At 31.9% G+C, this 19,336-nt stretch carries 24 protein-coding genes; 5 read left to right on the top strand and 19 right to left on the bottom strand.

All coding sequences use genetic code 11. The annotated features are described in order from the left end of the window. Positions 1-2: 2 nt before the first annotated feature. Entirely contained in the window at positions 3-977 is a 975-nt protein-coding gene (locus tag ABXT58_RS02185) for a hypothetical protein (RefSeq protein WP_415304400.1), read from the bottom strand. Positions 978-1,087: 110 nt separating this feature from the next. On the opposite strand from ABXT58_RS02185, the gene ABXT58_RS02180 reads away from it, so the two are divergent. Then, positions 1,088-1,306: a hypothetical protein gene (locus tag ABXT58_RS02180; protein WP_415304399.1), complete on the top strand. Its 219-nt coding sequence runs from the start codon at positions 1,088-1,090 to the stop codon at positions 1,304-1,306. Here ABXT58_RS02180 and ABXT58_RS02175 read toward each other — a convergent pair whose 3' ends face one another. The 6 genes from ABXT58_RS02175 to ABXT58_RS02150 are packed head-to-tail and all read right to left on the bottom strand — an operon-like array spanning position 1,307 to position 8,158. After that, positions 1,307-2,926, bottom strand: a complete 1,620-nt coding sequence (locus ABXT58_RS02175; RefSeq protein ID WP_415304398.1) for an electron transfer flavoprotein-ubiquinone oxidoreductase — start codon at positions 2,924-2,926, stop codon at positions 1,307-1,309. 23 nt (positions 2,927-2,949) lie between these two features. Next, positions 2,950-3,903, bottom strand: a complete 954-nt coding sequence (locus tag ABXT58_RS02170; RefSeq protein ID WP_415304397.1) for an electron transfer flavoprotein subunit alpha/FixB family protein — start codon at positions 3,901-3,903, stop codon at positions 2,950-2,952. After that, positions 3,903-4,652 carry an electron transfer flavoprotein subunit beta/FixA family protein gene (locus ABXT58_RS02165; protein ID WP_415304396.1) on the bottom strand — a complete coding sequence of 250 codons (750 nt, stop codon included), beginning with the start codon at positions 4,650-4,652 and terminating at the stop codon, positions 3,903-3,905. The genes ABXT58_RS02170 and ABXT58_RS02165 overlap by 1 nt, the downstream gene beginning before the upstream one ends. Then, complete coding sequence (locus tag ABXT58_RS02160) at positions 4,652-7,084, bottom strand: GcvT family protein (protein ID WP_415304395.1); 2,433 nt, start codon at positions 7,082-7,084, stop codon at positions 4,652-4,654. Before ABXT58_RS02160 ends, ABXT58_RS02165 begins: the two co-directional genes overlap by 1 nt. A gap of 59 nt (positions 7,085-7,143) precedes the next feature. Next, entirely contained in the window at positions 7,144-7,647 is a 504-nt protein-coding gene (locus ABXT58_RS02155; protein WP_415304394.1) for a DUF4864 domain-containing protein, read from the bottom strand. Continuing rightward, a complete protein-coding gene (locus tag ABXT58_RS02150; protein ID WP_415304393.1) occupies positions 7,589-8,158 on the bottom strand; it encodes an NAD(P)H-dependent oxidoreductase in 570 nt (189 codons plus the stop codon). Before ABXT58_RS02150 ends, ABXT58_RS02155 begins: the two co-directional genes overlap by 59 nt. A 34-nt stretch (positions 8,159-8,192) precedes the next feature. On the opposite strand from ABXT58_RS02150, the gene ABXT58_RS02145 reads away from it, so the two are divergent. Continuing rightward, complete coding sequence (locus ABXT58_RS02145; RefSeq protein WP_415304392.1) at positions 8,193-8,390, top strand: hypothetical protein; 198 nt, start codon at positions 8,193-8,195, stop codon at positions 8,388-8,390. On the opposite strand, the gene ABXT58_RS02140 is transcribed toward ABXT58_RS02145, so the two are convergent. Genes ABXT58_RS02140 through ABXT58_RS02105 form a run of 8 tightly spaced genes read right to left on the bottom strand, consistent with a single transcriptional unit; the run spans position 8,348 to position 13,010 of the window. After that, the gene (locus ABXT58_RS02140) at positions 8,348-8,770 is read right to left on the bottom strand and encodes a DUF6691 family protein (protein WP_415304391.1); all 423 of its coding nucleotides are present in this window, start codon (positions 8,768-8,770) and stop codon (positions 8,348-8,350) included. The genes ABXT58_RS02145 and ABXT58_RS02140 overlap by 43 nt on opposite strands. Beyond that, entirely contained in the window at positions 8,767-9,186 is a 420-nt protein-coding gene (locus ABXT58_RS02135; RefSeq protein WP_415304390.1) for a YeeE/YedE family protein, read from the bottom strand. Before ABXT58_RS02135 ends, ABXT58_RS02140 begins: the two co-directional genes overlap by 4 nt. Continuing rightward, positions 9,187-9,624, bottom strand: coding sequence for a CoA-binding protein (locus tag ABXT58_RS02130; protein ID WP_415304389.1), 438 nt, complete (start codon positions 9,622-9,624; stop codon positions 9,187-9,189). Next, complete coding sequence (locus ABXT58_RS02125) at positions 9,624-10,409, bottom strand: enoyl-CoA hydratase (RefSeq protein WP_415304388.1); 786 nt, start codon at positions 10,407-10,409, stop codon at positions 9,624-9,626. The genes ABXT58_RS02130 and ABXT58_RS02125 overlap by 1 nt, the downstream gene beginning before the upstream one ends. Further along, positions 10,393-10,767 (bottom strand): cytidyltransferase, encoded by a 375-nt coding sequence (locus ABXT58_RS02120; protein WP_415289979.1) that lies wholly within the window; start codon positions 10,765-10,767, stop codon positions 10,393-10,395. Before ABXT58_RS02120 ends, ABXT58_RS02125 begins: the two co-directional genes overlap by 17 nt. Further along, positions 10,767-11,174 carry an AAA family ATPase gene (locus ABXT58_RS02115; protein WP_415304387.1) on the bottom strand — a complete coding sequence of 136 codons (408 nt, stop codon included), beginning with the start codon at positions 11,172-11,174 and terminating at the stop codon, positions 10,767-10,769. The genes ABXT58_RS02120 and ABXT58_RS02115 overlap by 1 nt, the downstream gene beginning before the upstream one ends. Before the next feature lies 1 nt (position 11,175). Next, positions 11,176-11,805, bottom strand: a complete 630-nt coding sequence (locus ABXT58_RS02110) for a class I SAM-dependent DNA methyltransferase (protein ID WP_415304386.1) — start codon at positions 11,803-11,805, stop codon at positions 11,176-11,178. An 8-nt stretch (positions 11,806-11,813) separates the two neighbouring features. After that, positions 11,814-13,010 (bottom strand): aromatic ring-hydroxylating oxygenase subunit alpha, encoded by a 1,197-nt coding sequence (locus ABXT58_RS02105; protein WP_415304385.1) that lies wholly within the window; start codon positions 13,008-13,010, stop codon positions 11,814-11,816. A 101-nt stretch (positions 13,011-13,111) separates the two neighbouring features. Between ABXT58_RS02105 and ABXT58_RS02100 the strand changes: the two genes are divergently transcribed. The 3 genes from ABXT58_RS02100 to ABXT58_RS02090 all read left to right on the top strand — a co-directional run bounded on the left by ABXT58_RS02100 (position 13,112) and on the right by ABXT58_RS02090 (position 15,886). Continuing rightward, positions 13,112-13,840: a methylenetetrahydrofolate reductase gene (locus ABXT58_RS02100; RefSeq protein ID WP_415304384.1), complete on the top strand. Its 729-nt coding sequence runs from the start codon at positions 13,112-13,114 to the stop codon at positions 13,838-13,840. Beyond that, positions 13,833-15,191, top strand: a complete 1,359-nt coding sequence (locus ABXT58_RS02095; protein WP_415304383.1) for a glycine cleavage T C-terminal barrel domain-containing protein — start codon at positions 13,833-13,835, stop codon at positions 15,189-15,191. Before ABXT58_RS02100 ends, ABXT58_RS02095 begins: the two co-directional genes overlap by 8 nt. Before the next feature lie 149 nt (positions 15,192-15,340). Continuing rightward, positions 15,341-15,886 carry a hypothetical protein gene (locus ABXT58_RS02090; protein ID WP_168607360.1) on the top strand — a complete coding sequence of 182 codons (546 nt, stop codon included), beginning with the start codon at positions 15,341-15,343 and terminating at the stop codon, positions 15,884-15,886. On the opposite strand, the gene ABXT58_RS02085 is transcribed toward ABXT58_RS02090, so the two are convergent. Genes ABXT58_RS02085 through ABXT58_RS02070 form a run of 4 tightly spaced genes read right to left on the bottom strand, consistent with a single transcriptional unit; the run spans position 15,883 to position 19,279 of the window. Further along, positions 15,883-16,050, bottom strand: a complete 168-nt coding sequence (locus ABXT58_RS02085) for a hypothetical protein (RefSeq protein ID WP_415304382.1) — start codon at positions 16,048-16,050, stop codon at positions 15,883-15,885. The genes ABXT58_RS02090 and ABXT58_RS02085 overlap by 4 nt on opposite strands. A 33-nt stretch (positions 16,051-16,083) precedes the next feature. Beyond that, entirely contained in the window at positions 16,084-16,653 is a 570-nt protein-coding gene (locus ABXT58_RS02080) for a DUF3726 domain-containing protein (protein ID WP_415304381.1), read from the bottom strand. A 5-nt stretch (positions 16,654-16,658) separates the two neighbouring features. Next, on the bottom strand, positions 16,659-18,311 hold the full coding sequence (locus tag ABXT58_RS02075; protein WP_415304380.1) for a hypothetical protein: 1,653 nt from the start codon (positions 18,309-18,311) through the stop codon (positions 16,659-16,661). Next, on the bottom strand, positions 18,308-19,279 hold the full coding sequence (locus ABXT58_RS02070; protein ID WP_415304379.1) for a membrane dipeptidase: 972 nt from the start codon (positions 19,277-19,279) through the stop codon (positions 18,308-18,310). Before ABXT58_RS02070 ends, ABXT58_RS02075 begins: the two co-directional genes overlap by 4 nt. Positions 19,280-19,336: the final 57 nt, after the last annotated feature.

Here is a 19,336-nt window from a genome sequence, read left to right as displayed (position 1 = left end):
CTTTAATTATCTTTCATTAAGCTCAAATTATAAATACGTGCTGCAAATTTAGATAGATTAATAAAAGTATTATTTTGCACTATTAATAATTCTTTTTTATGAACTCCTTTATTAGTTGAATAATGTTTTTTACTATCGATTGTTAAAAATTTTCCTTTAACCAGTTTATTTAGTTTTCTCATAACTGTAGCTCTTGGTATACCTGTAATATCTGAAATCGACATTGCATTAACGCCTGAAAATTCTTGCCTATCTCCAAAAAAATACTTTTCTAGATATAGTGTTTTACTCATTTCACTAGTATCAATTTTTTGTGCGTTTAATGCTTGATTGCCTAAGCAAACCCCATGAACATGAAAGGTCTCTAAATCACCATGGATTTTTTTAAACATTAATAACATCGGCATTTGCATATCGTAGTAAAGCTTCCAAACAAATGAAAAATTATCTTTAACAGCTCTAACTATCAGATTTGAATCAACTGGTTGTGACATAAATCCTTCTTCAAAAATAATTTTTGACAGAGTTGATAAAAAATATGACATATTTTTCATTGTTTCTTCAGGCTTTATACTTGGCCAAGCATTTCTATCAATTATAATTTTTTTATTACTTTTTTTAATTGCTCCTAATTTTTCTAATTCATTAATTTTTCTTCTGGTTGTCTCTTTTGGTATGTTGAGTGCATTAGATATCTCCATTACATTGAGTGTTTCTACTTCAATCTCATTTTGACTAAAAAATTCATCGTAATTTAATTTCACAAAATTTTTTGAATAATAATCAAATGTTTTAACCATCAAATATATAATAATCATGAACTTTTCATAATCATGAAAAGTTCTGTAAAGATTATTCATCCATCTCATTTGTATTGGTAGCCAAATAGGCTGAATAGAAGTGAAATTTTTACTTAATGTGCAATAAATATCCTTACTAAGAATTTGTTTTGATATTTTTGGTAAATTTATAGGCATATAATATATTTATAAGCTTAACCCAAAATGAACACTCAAGTAAATAGATAAGACCCATAATGGTCTATTGCTTGATTGTGCATTGTACTTTCCAATGATTAGTTGCATGCATGAGTGCAGAAAAAAAATTTAGTTCTGGGATAAGTGATCTTCCTCCTTTTGTGACCCCTGAAAAAAGCGAGGAAGTTTCATCATCAGGACGTGTTGATATAAATATTCTCTTAAATAGAGCTAGAAAAGTTAAAGAAAAAGAAACTATAACAAATCTAGTTTTTATAGGGTTAACGCTCTCTCTTATTTTTGTTGTTGGTATTATTTTATCTTTTTAACTACATATTTCCATATTTAGGCCCACCACTTCCTTCAGGTGTTACCCAGGTAATATTTTGAGAAGGTTCTTTAATATCACAAGTTTTACAATGAATACAGTTTTGTGAGTTTATGACAAATTTATTTACACCATTTTCATTTTGAACCTCATAAACACCTGCAGGACAATATCTTTGTGCAGGTTCATCAAATTTTTCTAAAGTATAATTTATCGGTAAGTTTGGATCCTTTAGCTGTAAATGTACTGGCTGATTGTCGGTATGATTAGTTCCTGTTAAATAAACTGAACTTGTTTTATCAAATGTGATCACGTTATCTGGTTTAGGATAGTCAATTTTTGGCATTTCATTTGCTGGTTTTAAAGTTTCATGATCAGCATGTTTGTGTTTTAGTGTAAATGGTAATTTTCCTTTAAATAATATTTGATCAATTCCTGTAAATATTATTCCAAGAATTAAACCCCAACTAAAACTTGGTTTAACATTTCGGGCAGTATGCAGTTCTTCATAAACCCAACTTTTTTTAAATTTATCTTCATAAATTGATAAATCTTGTTTTTCTTTTAAATGTTCATTTATGGTCTCAGCAGCAATCATTCCACTTTTCATTGCAGTGTGTGATCCTTTAATCTTAGGCATATTTAAAGTTCCTGCATCACAACCAATTAATAAAGCACCAGGCATAAACATTTTTGGTAAACTCTGAAGTCCACCTTCAATTAAAGCACGTGCACCATAAGAAATACGTTTTCCACCTTCAATTACTTTTTTTATTGCTGGATGAGTTTTAAATCTTTGAAATTCATCAAACGGTGAAAGATGTGGGTTTTTATAATCAAGACCAATTACATAACCTAAAAAAACTTGCTTGTTTTCTGCGTGGTAAATAAAGCTCCCACCATAAGTATTATTATCTAGTGGCCAACCTGCCGTATGCATTACCATTCCCTCTTCATGTTGTTGTTCACTAATTTCCCAAATTTCTTTAAATCCAATTCCATATTGTTGAGGATCTTTACCTTCTGATAAATTATATTTTTCAATTAATTGTTTTCCAAGATGTCCTCTGCATCCTTCTGCAAAAACAGTGACTTTTCCTAAAAGCTCTATGCCTGGTTCAAAGCCATCTTTTTTGTTTCCATCTTTATCAACTCCCATGTCTTGAGTTGCAACTCCCTTAACTGATCCATCTTCATTGTATAAAATTTCACTTGCAGGAAAGCCTGGAAATATTTCAACTCCTAAGGCTTCTGCTTGTTCTGCTAGCCATCTGCATAAATTAGCTAGACTTATTATATAATTTTTGTGGTTTTGTTGAACTGATGGAAGTAGCCATGTAGGCCAGCTTAATGATTTTGATTTTCCTAAAAATAAGAATTTTTCTTTAGAAACCTTAGTTTTTATAGGTGAATTGAGTTCTTTCCAGTTTGGTAATAACTCATCTAAAGCTCTAGTTTCAAAAACATTACCACTTAGAATATGCGCACCAATCTCTGAGGCTTTTTCAAGTAAACACACATTTAATTCTGGATCTAATTGTTTAAGTTTAATTGCCGTAGATAGTCCTGAAGGACCACCCCCAACGATTACCACATCATAATCCATTGCTTCTCTAGGCATATCTTGAATTTTTACAGTACTGATTATTTTTGTATACTATTTAATTTATTCAATTCTTCTAAGAATTGAGGTAACGCCTCAAATAAGTCTGCTTCCAGACCATAATCTGCGACACTAAATATTGGCGCTTCACCATCTTTATTTATAGCAACAATAATTTTACTTTCTTTCATTCCAGCTAAATGCTGAATTGCTCCTGAAATTCCAACTGCAATATACAAATCAGGCACAACAACTTTACCAGTTTGACCAACTTGATGTTCGTTACTAATATATCCCGCATCAACTGCTGCTCGTGATGCTCCAATTGCTGCATTTAATTTATCTGCAATATCAGTTATTAATTTGAAATTCTCTCCATTTTGCATTCCTCTTCCACCAGAAACTACAATTCTAGCAGTCCCAAGTTCAGGTCTATCTGACTTAACTTCTTCTCTTTTGATAAATTTTGAAAGTGTAAACTCTTCAGCAGCTTCAATTTTTTCTATTGGGGCAGAGCCACCAGATGTTTCGCAAGGCTCGAAAGATGTTGGTCTAATTGTTATACATTTTTTTGTGTCGGTACTTTTTACAGTAGCAAATGCATTGCCCGCATAAATAGGTCTTATGAATGTATCTGCTGATATCACTTTAGTAATGTCACTTACTTGAGATATATCTAAATTTGCTGCTATTCTTGGCATCAAATTTTTACCAAATGTATTTGCAGAACTAACAATATGAGAATAATTTTCTGAAACTTTTACAACTAATGGTGCAAAGTTTTCTGCTAAGTAGTTTTCATAGTGAGGAGCTTCAGCATGTAATACTTTTTTAACAGCTGGCATTTCAGATAATGATTTAGCAACATCTCCACAATTATTTCCAATTAATAGGACATGTACATCTCCATCCATTTGTGATGCTGCAGTAATTGCGTTTAATGTAAAAGGTCTTACTTCTTTATTATTATGCTCTGCTATTAATAAAACTGACATTATATTACCTTTGCCTCATTTTTAAGTTTGCTAACTAACTCGGCAACACTTGCAACTTTAATTCCTGCTTTTCTCTTTGGTGGTTCTTCTACTTTAATTTGTTGAACTCTAGGTGTGGTATCAACTTCTAAGTCAGCGGCTGTTAAAATTTCTAAAGGTTTTTTTTTAGATTTCATAATATTTGGTAGTGAAGCATAACGTGGCTCATTTAATCTTAAATCACACGTCACGATAGCTGGTAGATTAACTTCAATTGTTTCTAATCCTTCATCAATTTCTCTTGTTACTTCTAAAGTTCTGTCTTTTATTTCAATTTTTGATGCAAATGTTGCTTGAGGCCAATTCAATAAAGCACTTAACATTTGGCCTGTTTGATTACAGTCATCATCAATTGCTTGTTTACCCATAAAAACTAGGTCTGGTTTTTCTTTTTCAACAATTTTTTGTAGTGCTTTAGCTACGGCTAATGGCTCAACAATTCCTTCTGTTTTGATTAAAATTCCTCTATCAGCACCAACTGCCAAGGCTTTTCTAACAGTTTCTTGTGATTTTTCCTCACCCACTGTAATTGCAATAATCTCTGACGCCTTACCTGCTTCTTTAATTTTTACAGCCTCTTCAATAGCATTATCATCGGGTGGATTGCTCGACATTTTTACATTATCAGTAACAACACCAGTTCCATCCTCTTTAACTCTGACTTGAACGTTGTAATCAATTACTCTTTTAACTGCGACTAATATTTTCATTATGCTCTCAATAAATTATTTTCTGGATCGTAAGGACTCTCATCCAATATAGTAGCATCGTACATTTTTCCTAAAATATCAATTTTCAATTTTTGACCAGTTGTCGCAACATCAGGGTTCACCATTCCTAATGCAATCGATTTACCTAGTCTAAATCCAAAATCTCCTCCTGTTGCACGTCCAACAACTTTGTCGTTTTCATAAATTGGATTGTTTCCTAGAACATCTGCATCTTCAACATTGTGAATTTCCATGGTAACCAGTTTATTTTTAAAACCTTTTTCTCTCCATTTATTAAGCGCTTCTAAGCCAATAAAGTTTCCTTTATTAGGATGTATAAATCTATCTAGTCCAGATTCGTAAGGTGAATATTCAATTGATAATTCTGTCCCAACAAGTTTATAAGATTTTTCAAGTCTTAAACTATTCATCGCTCTAATCCCATAAGGCTTAATACCTAAATCTTTGCCAGCTTCCATCAATTTGTCAAATATATGGTTTTGGTATTCAATTGGATGATGAAGCTCCCAACCTAATTCACCAACAAAGTTCACTCTCATAGCATTCACTGGTGCATTTCCAACATTCACATTTTTAGCACTCAACCATTTAAAGTTTTCACCAGAAAAATCATCTTTTGAAACTCTTGTCATTAATTCTCTAGCCTTTGGACCAGACACAACAAGTACACCCATACTATTAGTAAGGTTTTCAAATTGAACTGTCCCATCTGTTGGCATCCATTTTTGAATCCAATCGTGGTCTAATCTTTGGTTAGCTCCTGCAGAAACTAAATAGAAACTATCTGGAGCTTCTCTCATTATTGTAAATTCAGAATGCACTCCTCCTTTAGTATTAAGGGCATGACATAAACCAATTCTTCCTATTTTTTTTGGAAGTTTGTTTGCTACTAAGTAATCTAAAAACTCTTCAGCCCCAGGACCTTTAATTCTACATTTTGCAAATGCAGTCATGTCTAAAAGACCCACATTTTCTTTTACATTTTTACATTCTTTTTTTATTGCCTCAAACCACTTGGATCTTCTAAAAGACCAATCATCTTTTTGCTCCATTCCATCTGTTGCAAAGAAGTTTGGTCTCTCCCAACCAAATTTTTGTCCAAATACCGCACCTAATGCTTTCATTCTGTCATAACAAGGTGATGTTCTTAATTCTCTAGCGGCACCTCTTTCTTCATCTGGGTAATGAACTTTAAATACATGGTTATAAGCTTCTTCGTTTTTTTCTTTTAAGTAAGATTTTGTTGCATAATCACCAAATCTTCTTGGGTCAACACCAAGCATATCAACCGTTGGTTCCCCATCTACAATCCACTCAGCAAGTTGCCATCCTGCACCACCTGCTGCAGTTATACCAAAACTATGTCCTTCATTTATCCAAAAATTTTTAAGTCCCCACGCCGGTCCTACAATTGGGTTTCCATCAGGTGTGTAACAAATTGCTCCGTTATAAACTTTTTTTACACCCACTTCTCCAAAGGCTGGAACACGATGAATTGCGCCTTCTATATGTGGAGCAAGTCTATCTAAATCTTCTTGAAATAATTCATACTCAGAATCTTTTGATGGTCCATCAACATAACAAGCTGGAGCACCATCCTCATAGGGTCCTAATATTAAACCACCTGCTTCTTCTCTCATGTACCATCTACTGTCACTATCTCTTAAAACTCCCATCTCTGGTAAGCCTTCTTTTTTTCTTTTTAAAATATCTGGGTGTGCTTCTGTCACAATATATTGATGCTCAACAGGTATGGCAGGAATATCTAAACCAACCATTTTTCCAGTTTGTCTTGCAAAATTTCCTGAACAAGAAATTACATGTTCACATTCAATAGCTCCTTTGTCAGTTTCAACAGTCCATCCATCTTTAGTTTGTTTAATTCCAACTACAGACGTGTTTCTATAAATTTCTGCACCCATATTTCTTGCACCCGTAGCCATTGCTTGAGTTAAATCAGCAGGTTGAATATATCCATCCTCTGGGTGTTGGATTGCTCCAAGCAAATCATCTGTACGACATAAAGGCCAAATTTCTTTTACCTGATCTGGAGTTAAAAATTTTACATCAACACCTATAGTTTGTGCCACTCCTGCATATTGATGATACTCATCCATCCTATCTTTAGTGCTTGCTAAACGAATATTTGAGACAACACTGAAGCCAACATTTTGTCCTGTCTCTTCTTCTAATTTTTTGTAAAGATCAACTGCATACTTATGAAGCTGTCCAACTGAATAACTCATATTAAATAGTGGAAGCAGACCTGCTGCGTGCCAAGTTGATCCTGAAGTTAACTCTTTTCTTTCGACAAGAACAACATCAGACAAACCTTTTTTTGCCAGGTGATAAAGAGCACTAACCCCTACTACGCCACCACCAACTACAACAACTTTAGCTTTAGATTTCATTAATCCGATTCCTACTATTTTTTTATTATTAACGAAACAAAATTCGTTTAGTTATTAGCTTAAACTGAAGATCCAAGAGGCATTGGTGCGGATACCATTGTGGTCAGCCAGCAGTCCTTAAGGGGACCATTTTTTGTATATTTTTCAACTGCCCACTTAAATTTATAGTAGACCTTATCTCTATCAAGAACTGTTACTTCAAAAAGAGCAGTTAAATCAGTAGATTTTATCTTCACAACCTTATGGTCCAAGTGATTAAGAAGCATCACATAAGATTTTCCTTTTATCATCGTTTTAAATCGATCTAAAGGACCTGTGTTTTTTTGATTATTTGGGTGTGCAAATTCCCAAGTCTGCTCAATTCCATTATCTTTTTTTGGATTATCATTCTGTTTTAAACTTCTTAATTGGATTTTGACAACTTGATAAGGTTCAATCCCATTATTAGGCTTAACTAATTCAGCAAATGATGGAGATGTAAAAAATAAAGTAATTAAAATTAATTTATATATTTTGTGCAGTTGTTCTGACGTCTTCCAAAAATTGTTCTCTTTTTTTATCACTGACAAACGGTACAGCAAAGTATCTTCTATAAACAATATTATAAATGCCACACATGTGAAATACCCCCCTTTTTAATCTTCTTATAGGTAAGTTTAAGAAGAAGGTTGTAATGGCGAGCCTTGGTGATCCATAAGTACAAAAAATTATAGCTTTTTTATCTTTTAAGTTTCCCATTGGATAACCATAGTTTCCAACTAATTTTTTAAATGTAAATGCCCATGGTGGTGACAAAACTTTATCTATCCATCCCTCCACAATTGCTGGCATTCTAAAGTTCCAAATAGGTGCAATTAGAACAATTGTATCACACTTCTCAATTCGTCTACGATGATCTAAAACATCTTCACCAGCTTGTTCACCTGCAAAAACAGGGTTAAATTTTTCCTTATATAGGTCTACACAATCAACTGAATGACCATTTGCTTCAACTGTTTTTATAAATGTATCTCTAATAGCAGCATTAAAAGATTTTTTGTTATAATGACCATATAAAAGAAATATTTTTTTCATTTGTGTATTTTTAAACTAGTTCTATAAGAAAGCCATGAAAAATTTTTATGTAATCGAAGGTAAGCATACCAACCCTAATGAGATTGAAACAATACTAAAGAATACTGAAAAAAAACATGGCCCTTTTGAAGAGCAAGAAGCTACCCAAATTGCCAAAGGTTTAATTCAAAAAAATATAGATGATTTTTATCATCGAGCATGGGTAGTCGGTTCTGACAATTTAGCTAAATAAAACCCAGCAAACATTGCAACTACAAAGACAGCTGAATTAATATTTAACAAAGCTAAAGATGCTATCGCAGGTCCAGGACATAAACCTGCCAAACCCCATCCTGCTCCAAAAAGTGAAGAGCCAATAATTAACTTTTTATTTATCTCTTTATTAGTCGTGTAATTGAAGTTTTTAGTAAAAATAGGTTTTTTATTATTTTTAAATAAGTGAAAAAATGGAGAAGATATAATTAGAGCTCCAATCATCACAAATGCTAAAGATGGGTCCCAATCTCCAAAAATATTTAAGAAACCTAAAACTTTAGCAGGATCAATCATTTCTGAAACAGTAAGACCAATTCCAAATATTATTCCACAAACTAAAGATATAATTTTACTCATACTAAGCTTTTCACCAAAACAGTTAAAATTCCAACAATCATGAAGGTTATTGTTGCAATAATTGACCTTGTAGAAAATCTGCCCATTCCACTAATTCCATGACCACTAGTACACCCCCCACCAATTTTCGTGCCAACACCAACCATTAAACCTGCTGCTGATAATAAAAAAAATGAATTTGAAATTGAAATATTAATTTCTTGAGATGTAAAAAATTTATATAAAATAGGGCCAATTATTAACCCCACTATAAATAAAAAATTATCAACTCTATTATTTTTAGAAGTTAAAAAATTACTAGCAATTCCACTTATTCCAATTAATCGACCGTTAAAGACAAAGAATAGAACTACAGCCAATCCAATTAATGCACCCCCTAGAAACGCGGGCAAAGGAGTAAAATTTATTATATTCATTTAATTTTGTAAGACAGGAAAAGCTGGATTTATATTTAAAAAAAGCTTTTGATATTCCATTTTAGTGCATCTATTTTCTATGTATTCGATATTCTTACTTTCTACTAACTTTTTAGCTTCTACACTTCTTATTCCTAATTGTAGCCAAAGAACTTTAGCACCAATTTTAATACCACCCTCCGCAAACTTAAGTGCTTCTGCTGAGGGTCTAAACACATCCACAATATCTATTGGTATTTTGATATCTTCAAGTTTTTCATAAACTTCTTCTCCTAATATCTTTAATCCTTTTGCACTGGGATTAACTGGAATAACTTTAAAACCATACTTCTGCATATATTTCATAACAATAGTTGAAGGTTTTTTGTCGTCCTTACTAACACCCACCATTGCAATTGTTTTATATTTTGAAAGAATTTCTTTTATTTTGTCGTTCACTACTTATGTTTCCACTTAGGTTTTCTTTTTTGTAGAAATGCAGATATTCCTTCTTTTGCATCCATTGCCATCATATTTTTAGCCATCATTTTACTTGTGTATGTATAAGCTTTTCTCAATGGCATCTCTAATTGATTATAAAAAGTTTGTTTGCCGATTTTAATTGTAAAACTTGATTTTGAAGCAATAGTTTTGGCAACTTTTAATACTTCATTGTTTAATTTTGATTTAGAAAAATGATTATTAATTAATCCAATTTCTTTAGCATAATTTGCTTTAATGGGTTCACCAGTTAACAGCATCTGCATCATTCTTTTTCTATTAACTTTTCTGCTAATAGCTACCATTGGTGTACTACAAAATAAGCCTATATTTACTCCTGGTGTTGCAAATATTGCATCATTAGCACTGTAAGCAAGATCACAACTCGCAACTAATTGACATCCCGCAGCAAATGCTGCCCCATGAACTTTTGCAATAACTGGCTTTTTTCCTTCAACTATTTGAAGCATTAATTTTGAGCAAAGATTAAAAAGTTTTTGATATTTTTCTCTTTTCTTTAATCCACTTACTTCTTTTAAATTATGACCTGCACTAAAACCTTTTCCAGACCCTTCAATAATTATTACCTTAATATTTTTGTCTTCATCTAATTTTTTAAAAGCTTTAATTAAATCTTCTAAATTTTTAAATGAAAGTGCGTTATATGTTTTTGGCTCATTAATGATGATTGAAGCAATATCTTTATTTAGAAGTTTAACTTTAATATTACTTAAGTTTGCCATCTTCTCTCATTTTAGCTCTAATTTTTGTTGCAGAGATTTGTTGAATTTCCTCTGACAAAACAACTTCTTCTATTTTGTAACCAACCCCTCTTCCGTAACAAATATTAGTAATATTAGGAACCATCATTACTTTAAATCTTCCTTCAAATTCTGGGTTTAACTTTTCTTCAATATTTTTTTTTACTGTATCAAAATCAAATGGATTATCGTCAACACCTTGAACATCTCTTATTTGAATGCAAACTTGACCCGTTTTTTTAATAATTTCTTGAAATAAAGCATAGTGACCATCATGAAAAGGTTGCCATCTACCAAGCATTTGTGCTGTTGGTTTTTTATTATCCCACTCGTAAGCCATTATTTTATTTCCTTTACTATTATTGGTGCCCAATGTTTAGCATCTTGAGTTGTAACCTGACAATCAAATTTTTCAGGTTTTATAAACATCTTGTTAGTATCATCAAAACGTCCCTCTTTTATTGTATTTACCCAAATAATATAATCTGCTGGAAATAGATTTCTTGCCTCAGGTGTCGGACAAACAAAGTCTGCTACAACATAATCTCCATCATCTTTTAATTTTTTTGCAAAATCTGCCATTCTTTTGGCTTGTCTTATTCTACCTTCTTCTGAAAAATCCCAATCATTAGCTTCTTTTCTAACTTCATCAGCATTAAGTCTTTTAGCATTTAGTGATGGGGCAATTTCATTTGCTAAAGTTGTTTTACCAGATCCTGGAAGACCCATGATTAATATTATTTTCATTTTATTTTATAACCTCATATAGACCCAGCCACGCATTTACATCTTTGCTGGCAATATAGTCTGATTTAAAAAATTCAATTTCTTTCCATTTATTCTTATCTTTTAATTCTTTTATTTTTTTATCAAACCCATATTCTTCGTAAATTCCTTCATTAATAGTAAAACAAATCAGGCCTTTATTTTTAGTAATTCTTACAAATTCCTCTAAAGCATTAGGTTTAACATGGGCATAAGTAAAGGTTCCAACGCACATAACTGCGTCATAATAGTTATCATTAGTTTTTATAGCCTCATTTAAATCTACTTTATCTAATTTTTTATATAAACCTTTTGGAATTTTATCTAATAAAGTTTTAGATAAATCTGCACCATAAAAATTATTATATCCAAATTTTTTCAATTCTTTTCCAACTAAACCTGTTCCACAACCTGCATCAAATATTAGCATATCTTTATTTTTAGCATACTTCTTAAAGGTGTTTACCGTTTCTTTTGGACCTGAATAGTCCCAATCAACCATATCTTTATTATATTTATCTTTATTTCCCCACTCATCATAGAAACTCATTACTTGTTTAGTGGTTTTTAGTTTGTAAATTGGGATTTTATTTCCTACATCTTTTTTTGACATTTATTCTTTCATTCAGTTAAATTATTAGCGACCCACTTATGAAATTGATGAGTTGGATTATCCATTACTGGAGAAAAATTTCCACCATTATATACTGGTGAATTTCTACCTTCCTGCATACCTTCTATGGCTTTTATATCTTCTGACATAACTTCTTTCCAAAATTCTGCATTTTTTTTTCTCATCTCAATAAACTCAGATCCATTCGCACTATCATCACCAACGTAATACATCATTAAATGTTCTTTAGTTTTACTAATAGACTTAGGTTCTAACCAAAAAACATAAAAGTGATCTATATGAAGACCAATCATTACATTTGGAAATAAAGCAATATACTCAGCTTTTTTGGACAATTCTTTTGGCCAATTTGGAAAATTATTAAAACTTTTATTTTCTTTAATGGGTTGGTCGTATTTATTTGTACCTTGACCAGTAAATCTATTTGGTAAGCCTTGAATATGGTAATGGTCGCTAATATTTGAAACTTTATTTAATTCAGGATGAATCCAAGGCAAATGATAACTTTCACAATAATTCTCTATTGCAAACTTCCAATTACATTTAACATCAAGACTGAAATACCCATGATCTTTTGAGTGCTTAAGTAATTTTTGATCTTTCTTAGATATGAATTTTAACCATCTTTCCTCAAGAGGCTTGATATACTCATCAAACTCTAATTCATTACCATTTATATTGATAAATATTATGTCCATCCAAACTTTGGTTCTAACTTCCTTCAAATTACTTGATGATTTATCGAATTTTTCTGTCTCATGAATATTCAAGCCTCCAATATGAGGTGTCGCAACCAACTTTCCATCAAAATCGTAGGACCATGAATGATATGGACATCTTAAGACATTTTTCAAAGTACAAGGCTCATCTAAAAGCTTGAAGCCTCTATGGCTACAGACATTATGAAATACTCTTATTTTTTTCTCTTTGTCTCTTAGAATAATAAGAGGGATGCCCAGTAAATTATAAGGTTGAGCGTCTCCTTCATTTGGTACAGAACTTCCAACGCCAATCGCTGTCCATTTATCCTTGAAAATCCTCTCTCTTTCAATTCTTAGATAGTCAGAGCTGGTGTAGCACTCGTTTGGTAAGCCATGGGCTTTCTCGATGGGGTTCCCAACCACTCTAATCTTCTCCAAATCCAAGATCTTTGAAAGTTCAAGATTTTTAGGATCTTTAGACATTAAAAAAAAATATCACCAGCAAAATTTTTGGCAACAATTATTTTTGTCCACAAGATGAATTTCTTTGACAGCATTTACAAAAAAGATAATCATCGGGAAAAATGAATTTTTCACTTGAGGTTGGACCTCAAACAGATCTTGATACATTGCCTCTAGTTAAGGATGTTTATGTAACCATGCTTCCAGGAGGAGATTATAAAGAGACTGCTAACCAGTCAGCTGAATTAGTTAAAAAAGGATTTAATCCAGTTCCACATTTTCCAGCAAGATCAATTACGGATGATACTCAGCTTAAAGATTACATTGCAAGATGTAAAGATGTGGGTGTTAAACAAGCTTTAGTTATTGGAGGAAGCAGAGAACCAGTTGGAAAATTTGATAGTTCAATTCAAATTTTAGAAACAGGGTTTTTTGATGGAATTAAAATAGGAATAGCAGGACATCCAGAGGGAAGTCAGGATATTTCTGATAAAGAATTAGAAAAGGCTATGATAGATAAAAAACCTTACGCCGACTATATAGTAACTCAATGGTTACTGGACAGTCAACCTATCGTAGATTTCATTTCTAAGCAGTCAGTACCAGTGCATGTAGGAATTACTGGGCCAATGAAAATAACTAGCTTGATTAAATTTGCTAATATTGTCGGGGCGAAAAATTCTATAAATTTTCTTAAGTCTAATTTTAGTAAGGCATTAGATTTATTGAAACCTAAAGACCCTAATGAATTAATTGGGAAAGTGAAAGAGTTTACTGGCAACTTCCACATTTATACATTCGGCGGCTTGAAGGAAACTAACAAGTGGTTGAAGGAGAACGGTTATGTCTAATGAATTTGACTATACTAAACTAAATCATGTGACTTCAGTTGATCAATCAGATCGTGAAGTACCATATAACTTAAGACAGAGTGGGCCTACAAAAGTTGAAATGTTAATTTCAACAAGAGTAAGAAAATCTCCATACTGGCATCTATCAATGGAAGCTGGTTGTTGGAGAGCAACTGTTTACAATCGTATTTATCACCCAAGAGGTTATGTAAAACCTGAAGATGGTGGAGCTATGGTTGAGTATGAAGCAATTAAAAATCACGTTACAATGTGGAACGTTGCTGTTGAAAGACAAATTAGAGTTAAAGGTCCTGATGCAGAAAAGTTTACTGACTACGTTATAACTAGAGATGCAACTAAAATCTCACCCATGAGAGCAAGATATGTAATTCTATGTAATGCTTATGGTGGAGTTTTAAATGATCCTATTCTTCTTAGAATTTCAAAAGATGAATTTTGGTTCTCACTATCAGACTCTGATATTGGAATGTATCTTCAAGGTGTGAACGCTGATGGAAGATTTGATTGTACAATTGAAGAAATTGACGTTTGCCCTGTGCAAATTCAAGGTCCTAAATCAAAAGCTTTAATGAAAGACCTTTGTGGAGATCAAGTTGATTTTGACAATATGCCTTTCTACGGTTTAGCTGAAGTTAAAGTTGGCGGCAGAAGTTGTGTGATTTCACAATCTGGTTTCTCAGGTGAAGCTGGATATGAAATCTACTTAAGAGAAGCAACTAAATATGCTGATGATATGTGGAATGCTGTTCTTGCTGCAGGTAAAAAACATAGCCTAATGGTTATCGCTCCTGCTCACCATAGAAGGATTCAAGCTGGAATTCTTTCTTGGGGACAAGATATGGATCAACAACATAATCCTTTCCAGTGTAACCTTGGTTATCAAGTTTCACTATCTGGTAAAGGTGAGTGGGATAAAAAAGCTGACTATGTTGGAAAAGCTGCATTAGAGAAAATGGGTGCAGATCTTAAGGCTGGTCAAAAACCTTACAAACTTCAGTTAGTAGGTCTTGAGTTGGGTGGAAAACCAATTGAAGAATATGCTCCTGACTTTTGGTTAGTGTCACCTGAGAATGGTGGAGATCCTGTAGGATTTATCACATCACCTTGGTATCACCCTGAAAAAGGTCAAAATATAGCAATGGGATATGTACCATTTGATGGAACGTTAAATGCTAATGGTTTCCCTAAAGGAAAAGCTGGAACTAAATACAAAGTTCACTTACCTGCTAAATATTCAGACACACCAGGAACACCTGTTGATGCTGTGGTAGTAGATATGCCATTTACAGAATCTTATAACGCAAACACAAGAGAAGTCGTTAAAGGTTAAATTAATTATTTGGGGGAGGTTAATTCTCCCCCATTAATAATGACAAAATCATTTCTAATCCTAATTTGCATAATAATAGTAATTGCTTTAATACTCTTTCCACTATTTGTTTCTTACAAAGCTCAAAAAAATAATAAGAAAAATAAATAATGTTTGGTCAATTTTTAAATATAATTGTTCGGTCTATTAAATTAGATAAAACTCTTTACAAAGATAATAAGAACTTTGGTGAGGCTGCAATATATTTTGCAGGCCTTATAATGATACTAGACGGCTTAGCTGGAGCTGTTGCTGCGAATACTGTTATTAAAACTGCAGTTGCAATGTCTGGCTTAACTGCCATTCTTACCTGGTTTGTATGGGGACTATTTATTTATGTTATTGGTGTAAAATTATTTCCAGATAAAGAAACTAAAGTTCCATTTAAAAAAGTTTTAACAGCTGTAGGGTTTGCTCATGCACCAGGGCTTTTAAGATTTTTTGCTGTAACACCAGATTTAATGATCCCAATTATATTTTTAACTCAGTTCTGGATATTTGCAGGATTAATCATTTCAACAAAACAAGTTTTAAATCTAAAATCTAATTTTAAATCATTTGGAATAGTCTTTTTAGCTTTTTTAATAATTGCTTTTCTTTCAATATCTTTTGTAATGAGCAAAATGAATGCTCTACCTATAAGCAATATCAGTTAAATCGGAAATATAGTTTTTGAAAGTTTACAAGAATTACAGGTTTTAAATCCTGTTAAAATTAAATTTTGAGAAACACTCAGGTCTTCTTTTTTACACTCTTCACAGAAATCATCTAATTGTAGAACTTCTTCATCATTAGTTTGATCATCAAAGTCTTTAGTCATTGTCAGTAAGGCCAGCGCCTGCTCCACCTTGTTTTAGGCTTTCATTTTCTTCAACAAACGTTTCTTCTGAAAGCTTATAGAGCTCATTCCATTCTTTCTCTTCAACGAGTCTCTATTTTCTAAAACCTTTAAGTAAATATTTTCAGCAGACTCGATGATTTCGTTTTTAATGTAATTAGAATAAATATTGTTATTAAAGTTTAATAAAAACTCCCTATTGTCCATTTTTAAGAATATTCTTTTACCGATCACCTCAGCAGCCCTACTTACAAATGGTAAGAAAAGTAATGGATATGAGACTTTTTTAAACGTTATCTCATTTAAAGTTTCTAAAGTTTTAATCTGATCTAAAAAATTTACCCCTGCAATTATTGGACAATATTCATCTTTATTAGCCTCATTGTCTTGCTTTATGATGCTGATATTCTCTAACCTTAATTCTTTTTTTTTCTTAAAAAAACTATTTAAGTTTTTAATTCCAGGTAAGCTAAAAATCTCAAGTAATCTTATATTTTTTCCAATCTCTTCTGCAATCCCCCATGAATATCCAGCAGCCTTGCTCGATCTTTTAGAAACTGTATCTATTTCACTTAATGATCTCATGTTGATTAATTATAAACCCAATGTTCATCATAGTTTTTTAATTGTTCTGGTAAGGGTGCTCCTTGAAACATACATATTCTTAACCATTTATCAGAACGTGGATCAAATTTTAATGCTCCAAAAAATGATAACTTTAATCTCAGCATATCAATAGGCATTATTTTTTGGCCAATAGTATTGTCTTGTATTTCAGAATATGGAAATTTCTCTACTATAAATGCTCTTCTAACAACGTGTCTTAATTCATTATTAGTTGATAAAAATTTAGCAATGGTCCAGCTATTTTTAGTAACTGATAACAATTCATAAAGTTTTTTAATGTCTCTTGCAATTGCTAGAGGTTGCTCTAACTCAGCTCCCACTTCATCAAATCTATTTGCTAGTCTTGGCTCTTCTTTATTTTTTGAAATAAACCAAAAATTTAAATTATTTTCATCTTTAGAAAAATCTATCGTTAAGATATCTGGATATTTTTTTTCTAAAATCAGCTTTAACTCTTCTACCGTTCTTTCAGTTGGAATATTAAAATATTTTTCTTCTTCAGAACTCATTTCTTTAATTAAAGGTGAAGTAATATCATCATAAGGTTCCATCATCATTGAGACGACATATTCAATACATTCTTCACAATATTCTTTTTCTAAATACAGATACAGTTCATTAAAAGCATAATCTTGCTCAAAATTAAAATCATTATCTAGGTAAACAATAAATTCATTAAGATCTTTTAATAAAGATTTAATTTTATTTATTTGATATTCACTTTCTGTATTCCAAGAAGTGATATTCTTTATTGATTTTTTTAAACATTCTAAAAATAAGTTTTTATCTTTCTCTGATATTGTTTTTATCTCTCTTATCTTTTTTAAAGAAATCTCTCTTGCTGAAATCCAATTATTTAAAAGAGTTGGATGGTTAACAATAAATGGAGCCATTCCTAGCCCCGTAGAATTTCCTATTCCTAAACTTTTACAAATATTTATATCAAGTTTTACAGCTTTTTTTGGGTTCTTACTTTTTGCAACGTGATTAACTTGATCAAAAGTAAATTGCCTAACTAAATAAACCAACATCATTTCCAATCTAAAAGGCCCATATATTTCTTCTCGGTCTTTAATTCTAAACCTATCTGCTAAACCAAATTTACCTGACCCATAAACTGCAGTTGTTCTATATAAATAACCAACGCTAGTTATTAAATCATTATCAGGCTGCCTACCTTCGCTTAAGCATTCAACCACATGATTGAAAACTCTAACTGATTTATTAGCTCTTGAAAGGGTTAACTCTTTATAAGAAAGTCTGCCAAACTCTTGTTTTGGTACTTCGTTTTTTAATCTTTCAATATCTTGTTTTTTTGGTACACCATCAAAAAGCGTAAAGGCTGCATCCCATTTAGTAGCTATAACCCTGTCTGATCTTTCATTTTCATCTAATTCATTTGCAAAACAAATTAATGAATAAACTCTATTTTTTTTCTTAAATGAATACACCGCAGTGCCATAACCATGTTGGTTTAATTCAAATAAATCTCTTTTGTAATCCCAATCCTTAAACTCTTTTAAAAAACTTCTTAAAAATGAAAGTTTAGATTGATGAAAAGACCCTAGTCTTGATAATTTCATTACTACATTGGGGTCTCTTAAGGAGATATTCATTGGTTCATTTCTTTGTAAAAATTGTACCAGTTGTTTCCAAGAATTCCATTAACTTCATTTTCTGAAAAACCAACTTTTTTAAGTCCTGCTTCTAAGTTTTCAAATCCTCTTGCATCTAAAAACCAATCTGGTTGTTTTGGAAAACCAGGTTTATTTTTTGATCCTTCTCCATAATTTTTGCTTTTAGTCCAAGTACCATTTCTCATCCACTCAACAATAGTATCTGGTTGGTTTAAACAAAGATCTGAACCTATTCCAATTTTTTCAACCCCCATAATCTCAGCTGTCTTAGCTGTCATTTCACAAAAGCTTTCTAAAGGACAATCTGTTCCATCTTTTAAATGATGAGGATATAAAGATAGACCCAACATTCCTTTATGTTTGGATAAAATTTTTAATAATTCATTTGATTTATTTCTCTTAGCTGGATGCCAAAATGATGGGTTTGCGTGAGTTATTGCAATTGGTTTTTCACTTATCTCAATTGCATCAATTGTACTTTTTTCTGCTGAATGAGACATATCTATTACAAGTCCTAGTCTGTTCATTTCTTTAATTACTTCTCTACCAAAATTAGTAACTCCACTATCTATTGCCTCATAACATCCTGTCGCTAGTAATGACTGATTGTTATAAGTAAGTTGCATAAACCTGCATCCTAAATCGTAAACTTTTTCAACTAATCCAATATCATCTTCTATAGGTGAGCAATTTTGAAACCCAAAAAAAACTGCAGTTTTATTTTCAGATTTAGCTTTTTCAATATCTTTAAAACTTTTGCCATGAAAAATTAAGTCAGAATTTTCTGAAAAGTGATTTTCCCAGTTTTTTAATACTGTTTTTAGCTCATCGAAATCTTCATGATAAACAATGGTTACGTGGATTGCATCCAGTCCTGCTTGTTTATTGATCTGAAAAATTTCTCTAGACCAGTTACAATATTGTAAATTATCAATTTTAAAATTCATTGTGATCTTCTTTGTTTTAAAGAATATCAATAAGATAGATAAATTCTATTAATTTTA

The sequence above is a fragment of the Candidatus Pelagibacter sp. Uisw_090 genome, assembly GCF_047717845.1.
In the GTDB taxonomy this organism is placed as follows: Bacteria; Pseudomonadota; Alphaproteobacteria; order Pelagibacterales; family Pelagibacteraceae; genus Pelagibacter.
The sequence above is the reverse complement of the archived record's forward strand: the minus strand, read 5'-3'. Positions and strand labels throughout refer to the sequence as shown.

Bases quoted from the DNA above. Each gene is read 5' to 3' on its own strand.
- ABXT58_RS02185 (WP_415304400.1), bottom strand. From the start codon at position 977: ATGCCTATAAATTTACCAAAAATATCAAAACAAATTCTTAGTAAGGAT.
- ABXT58_RS02180 (WP_415304399.1), top strand. From the start codon at position 1,088: ATGAGTGCAGAAAAAAAATTTAGTTCTGGGATAAGTGATCTTCCTCCT.
- ABXT58_RS02175 (WP_415304398.1), bottom strand. From the start codon at position 2,926: ATGCCTAGAGAAGCAATGGATTATGATGTGGTAATCGTTGGGGGTGGT.
- ABXT58_RS02170 (WP_415304397.1), bottom strand. From the start codon at position 3,903: ATGTCAGTTTTATTAATAGCAGAGCATAATAATAAAGAAGTAAGACCT.
- ABXT58_RS02165 (WP_415304396.1), bottom strand. From the start codon at position 4,652: ATGAAAATATTAGTCGCAGTTAAAAGAGTAATTGATTACAACGTTCAA.
- ABXT58_RS02160 (WP_415304395.1), bottom strand. From the start codon at position 7,084: ATGAAATCTAAAGCTAAAGTTGTTGTAGTTGGTGGTGGCGTAGTAGGG.
- ABXT58_RS02150 (WP_415304393.1), bottom strand. From the start codon at position 8,158: ATGAAAAAAATATTTCTTTTATATGGTCATTATAACAAAAAATCTTTT.
- ABXT58_RS02145 (WP_415304392.1), top strand. From the start codon at position 8,193: ATGAAAAATTTTTATGTAATCGAAGGTAAGCATACCAACCCTAATGAG.
- ABXT58_RS02140 (WP_415304391.1), bottom strand. From the start codon at position 8,770: ATGAGTAAAATTATATCTTTAGTTTGTGGAATAATATTTGGAATTGGT.
- ABXT58_RS02135 (WP_415304390.1), bottom strand. From the start codon at position 9,186: ATGAATATAATAAATTTTACTCCTTTGCCCGCGTTTCTAGGGGGTGCA.
- ABXT58_RS02125 (WP_415304388.1), bottom strand. From the start codon at position 10,409: ATGGCAAACTTAAGTAATATTAAAGTTAAACTTCTAAATAAAGATATT.
- ABXT58_RS02120 (WP_415289979.1), bottom strand. From the start codon at position 10,767: ATGGCTTACGAGTGGGATAATAAAAAACCAACAGCACAAATGCTTGGT.
- ABXT58_RS02115 (WP_415304387.1), bottom strand. From the start codon at position 11,174: ATGAAAATAATATTAATCATGGGTCTTCCAGGATCTGGTAAAACAACT.
- ABXT58_RS02110 (WP_415304386.1), bottom strand. From the start codon at position 11,805: ATGTCAAAAAAAGATGTAGGAAATAAAATCCCAATTTACAAACTAAAA.
- ABXT58_RS02105 (WP_415304385.1), bottom strand. From the start codon at position 13,010: ATGTCTAAAGATCCTAAAAATCTTGAACTTTCAAAGATCTTGGATTTG.
- ABXT58_RS02100 (WP_415304384.1), top strand. From the start codon at position 13,112: ATGAATTTTTCACTTGAGGTTGGACCTCAAACAGATCTTGATACATTG.
- ABXT58_RS02095 (WP_415304383.1), top strand. From the start codon at position 13,833: ATGTCTAATGAATTTGACTATACTAAACTAAATCATGTGACTTCAGTT.
- ABXT58_RS02090 (WP_168607360.1), top strand. From the start codon at position 15,341: ATGTTTGGTCAATTTTTAAATATAATTGTTCGGTCTATTAAATTAGAT.
- ABXT58_RS02085 (WP_415304382.1), bottom strand. From the start codon at position 16,050: ATGACTAAAGACTTTGATGATCAAACTAATGATGAAGAAGTTCTACAA.
- ABXT58_RS02080 (WP_415304381.1), bottom strand. From the start codon at position 16,653: ATGAGATCATTAAGTGAAATAGATACAGTTTCTAAAAGATCGAGCAAG.
- ABXT58_RS02075 (WP_415304380.1), bottom strand. From the start codon at position 18,311: ATGAATATCTCCTTAAGAGACCCCAATGTAGTAATGAAATTATCAAGA.
- ABXT58_RS02070 (WP_415304379.1), bottom strand. From the start codon at position 19,279: ATGAATTTTAAAATTGATAATTTACAATATTGTAACTGGTCTAGAGAA.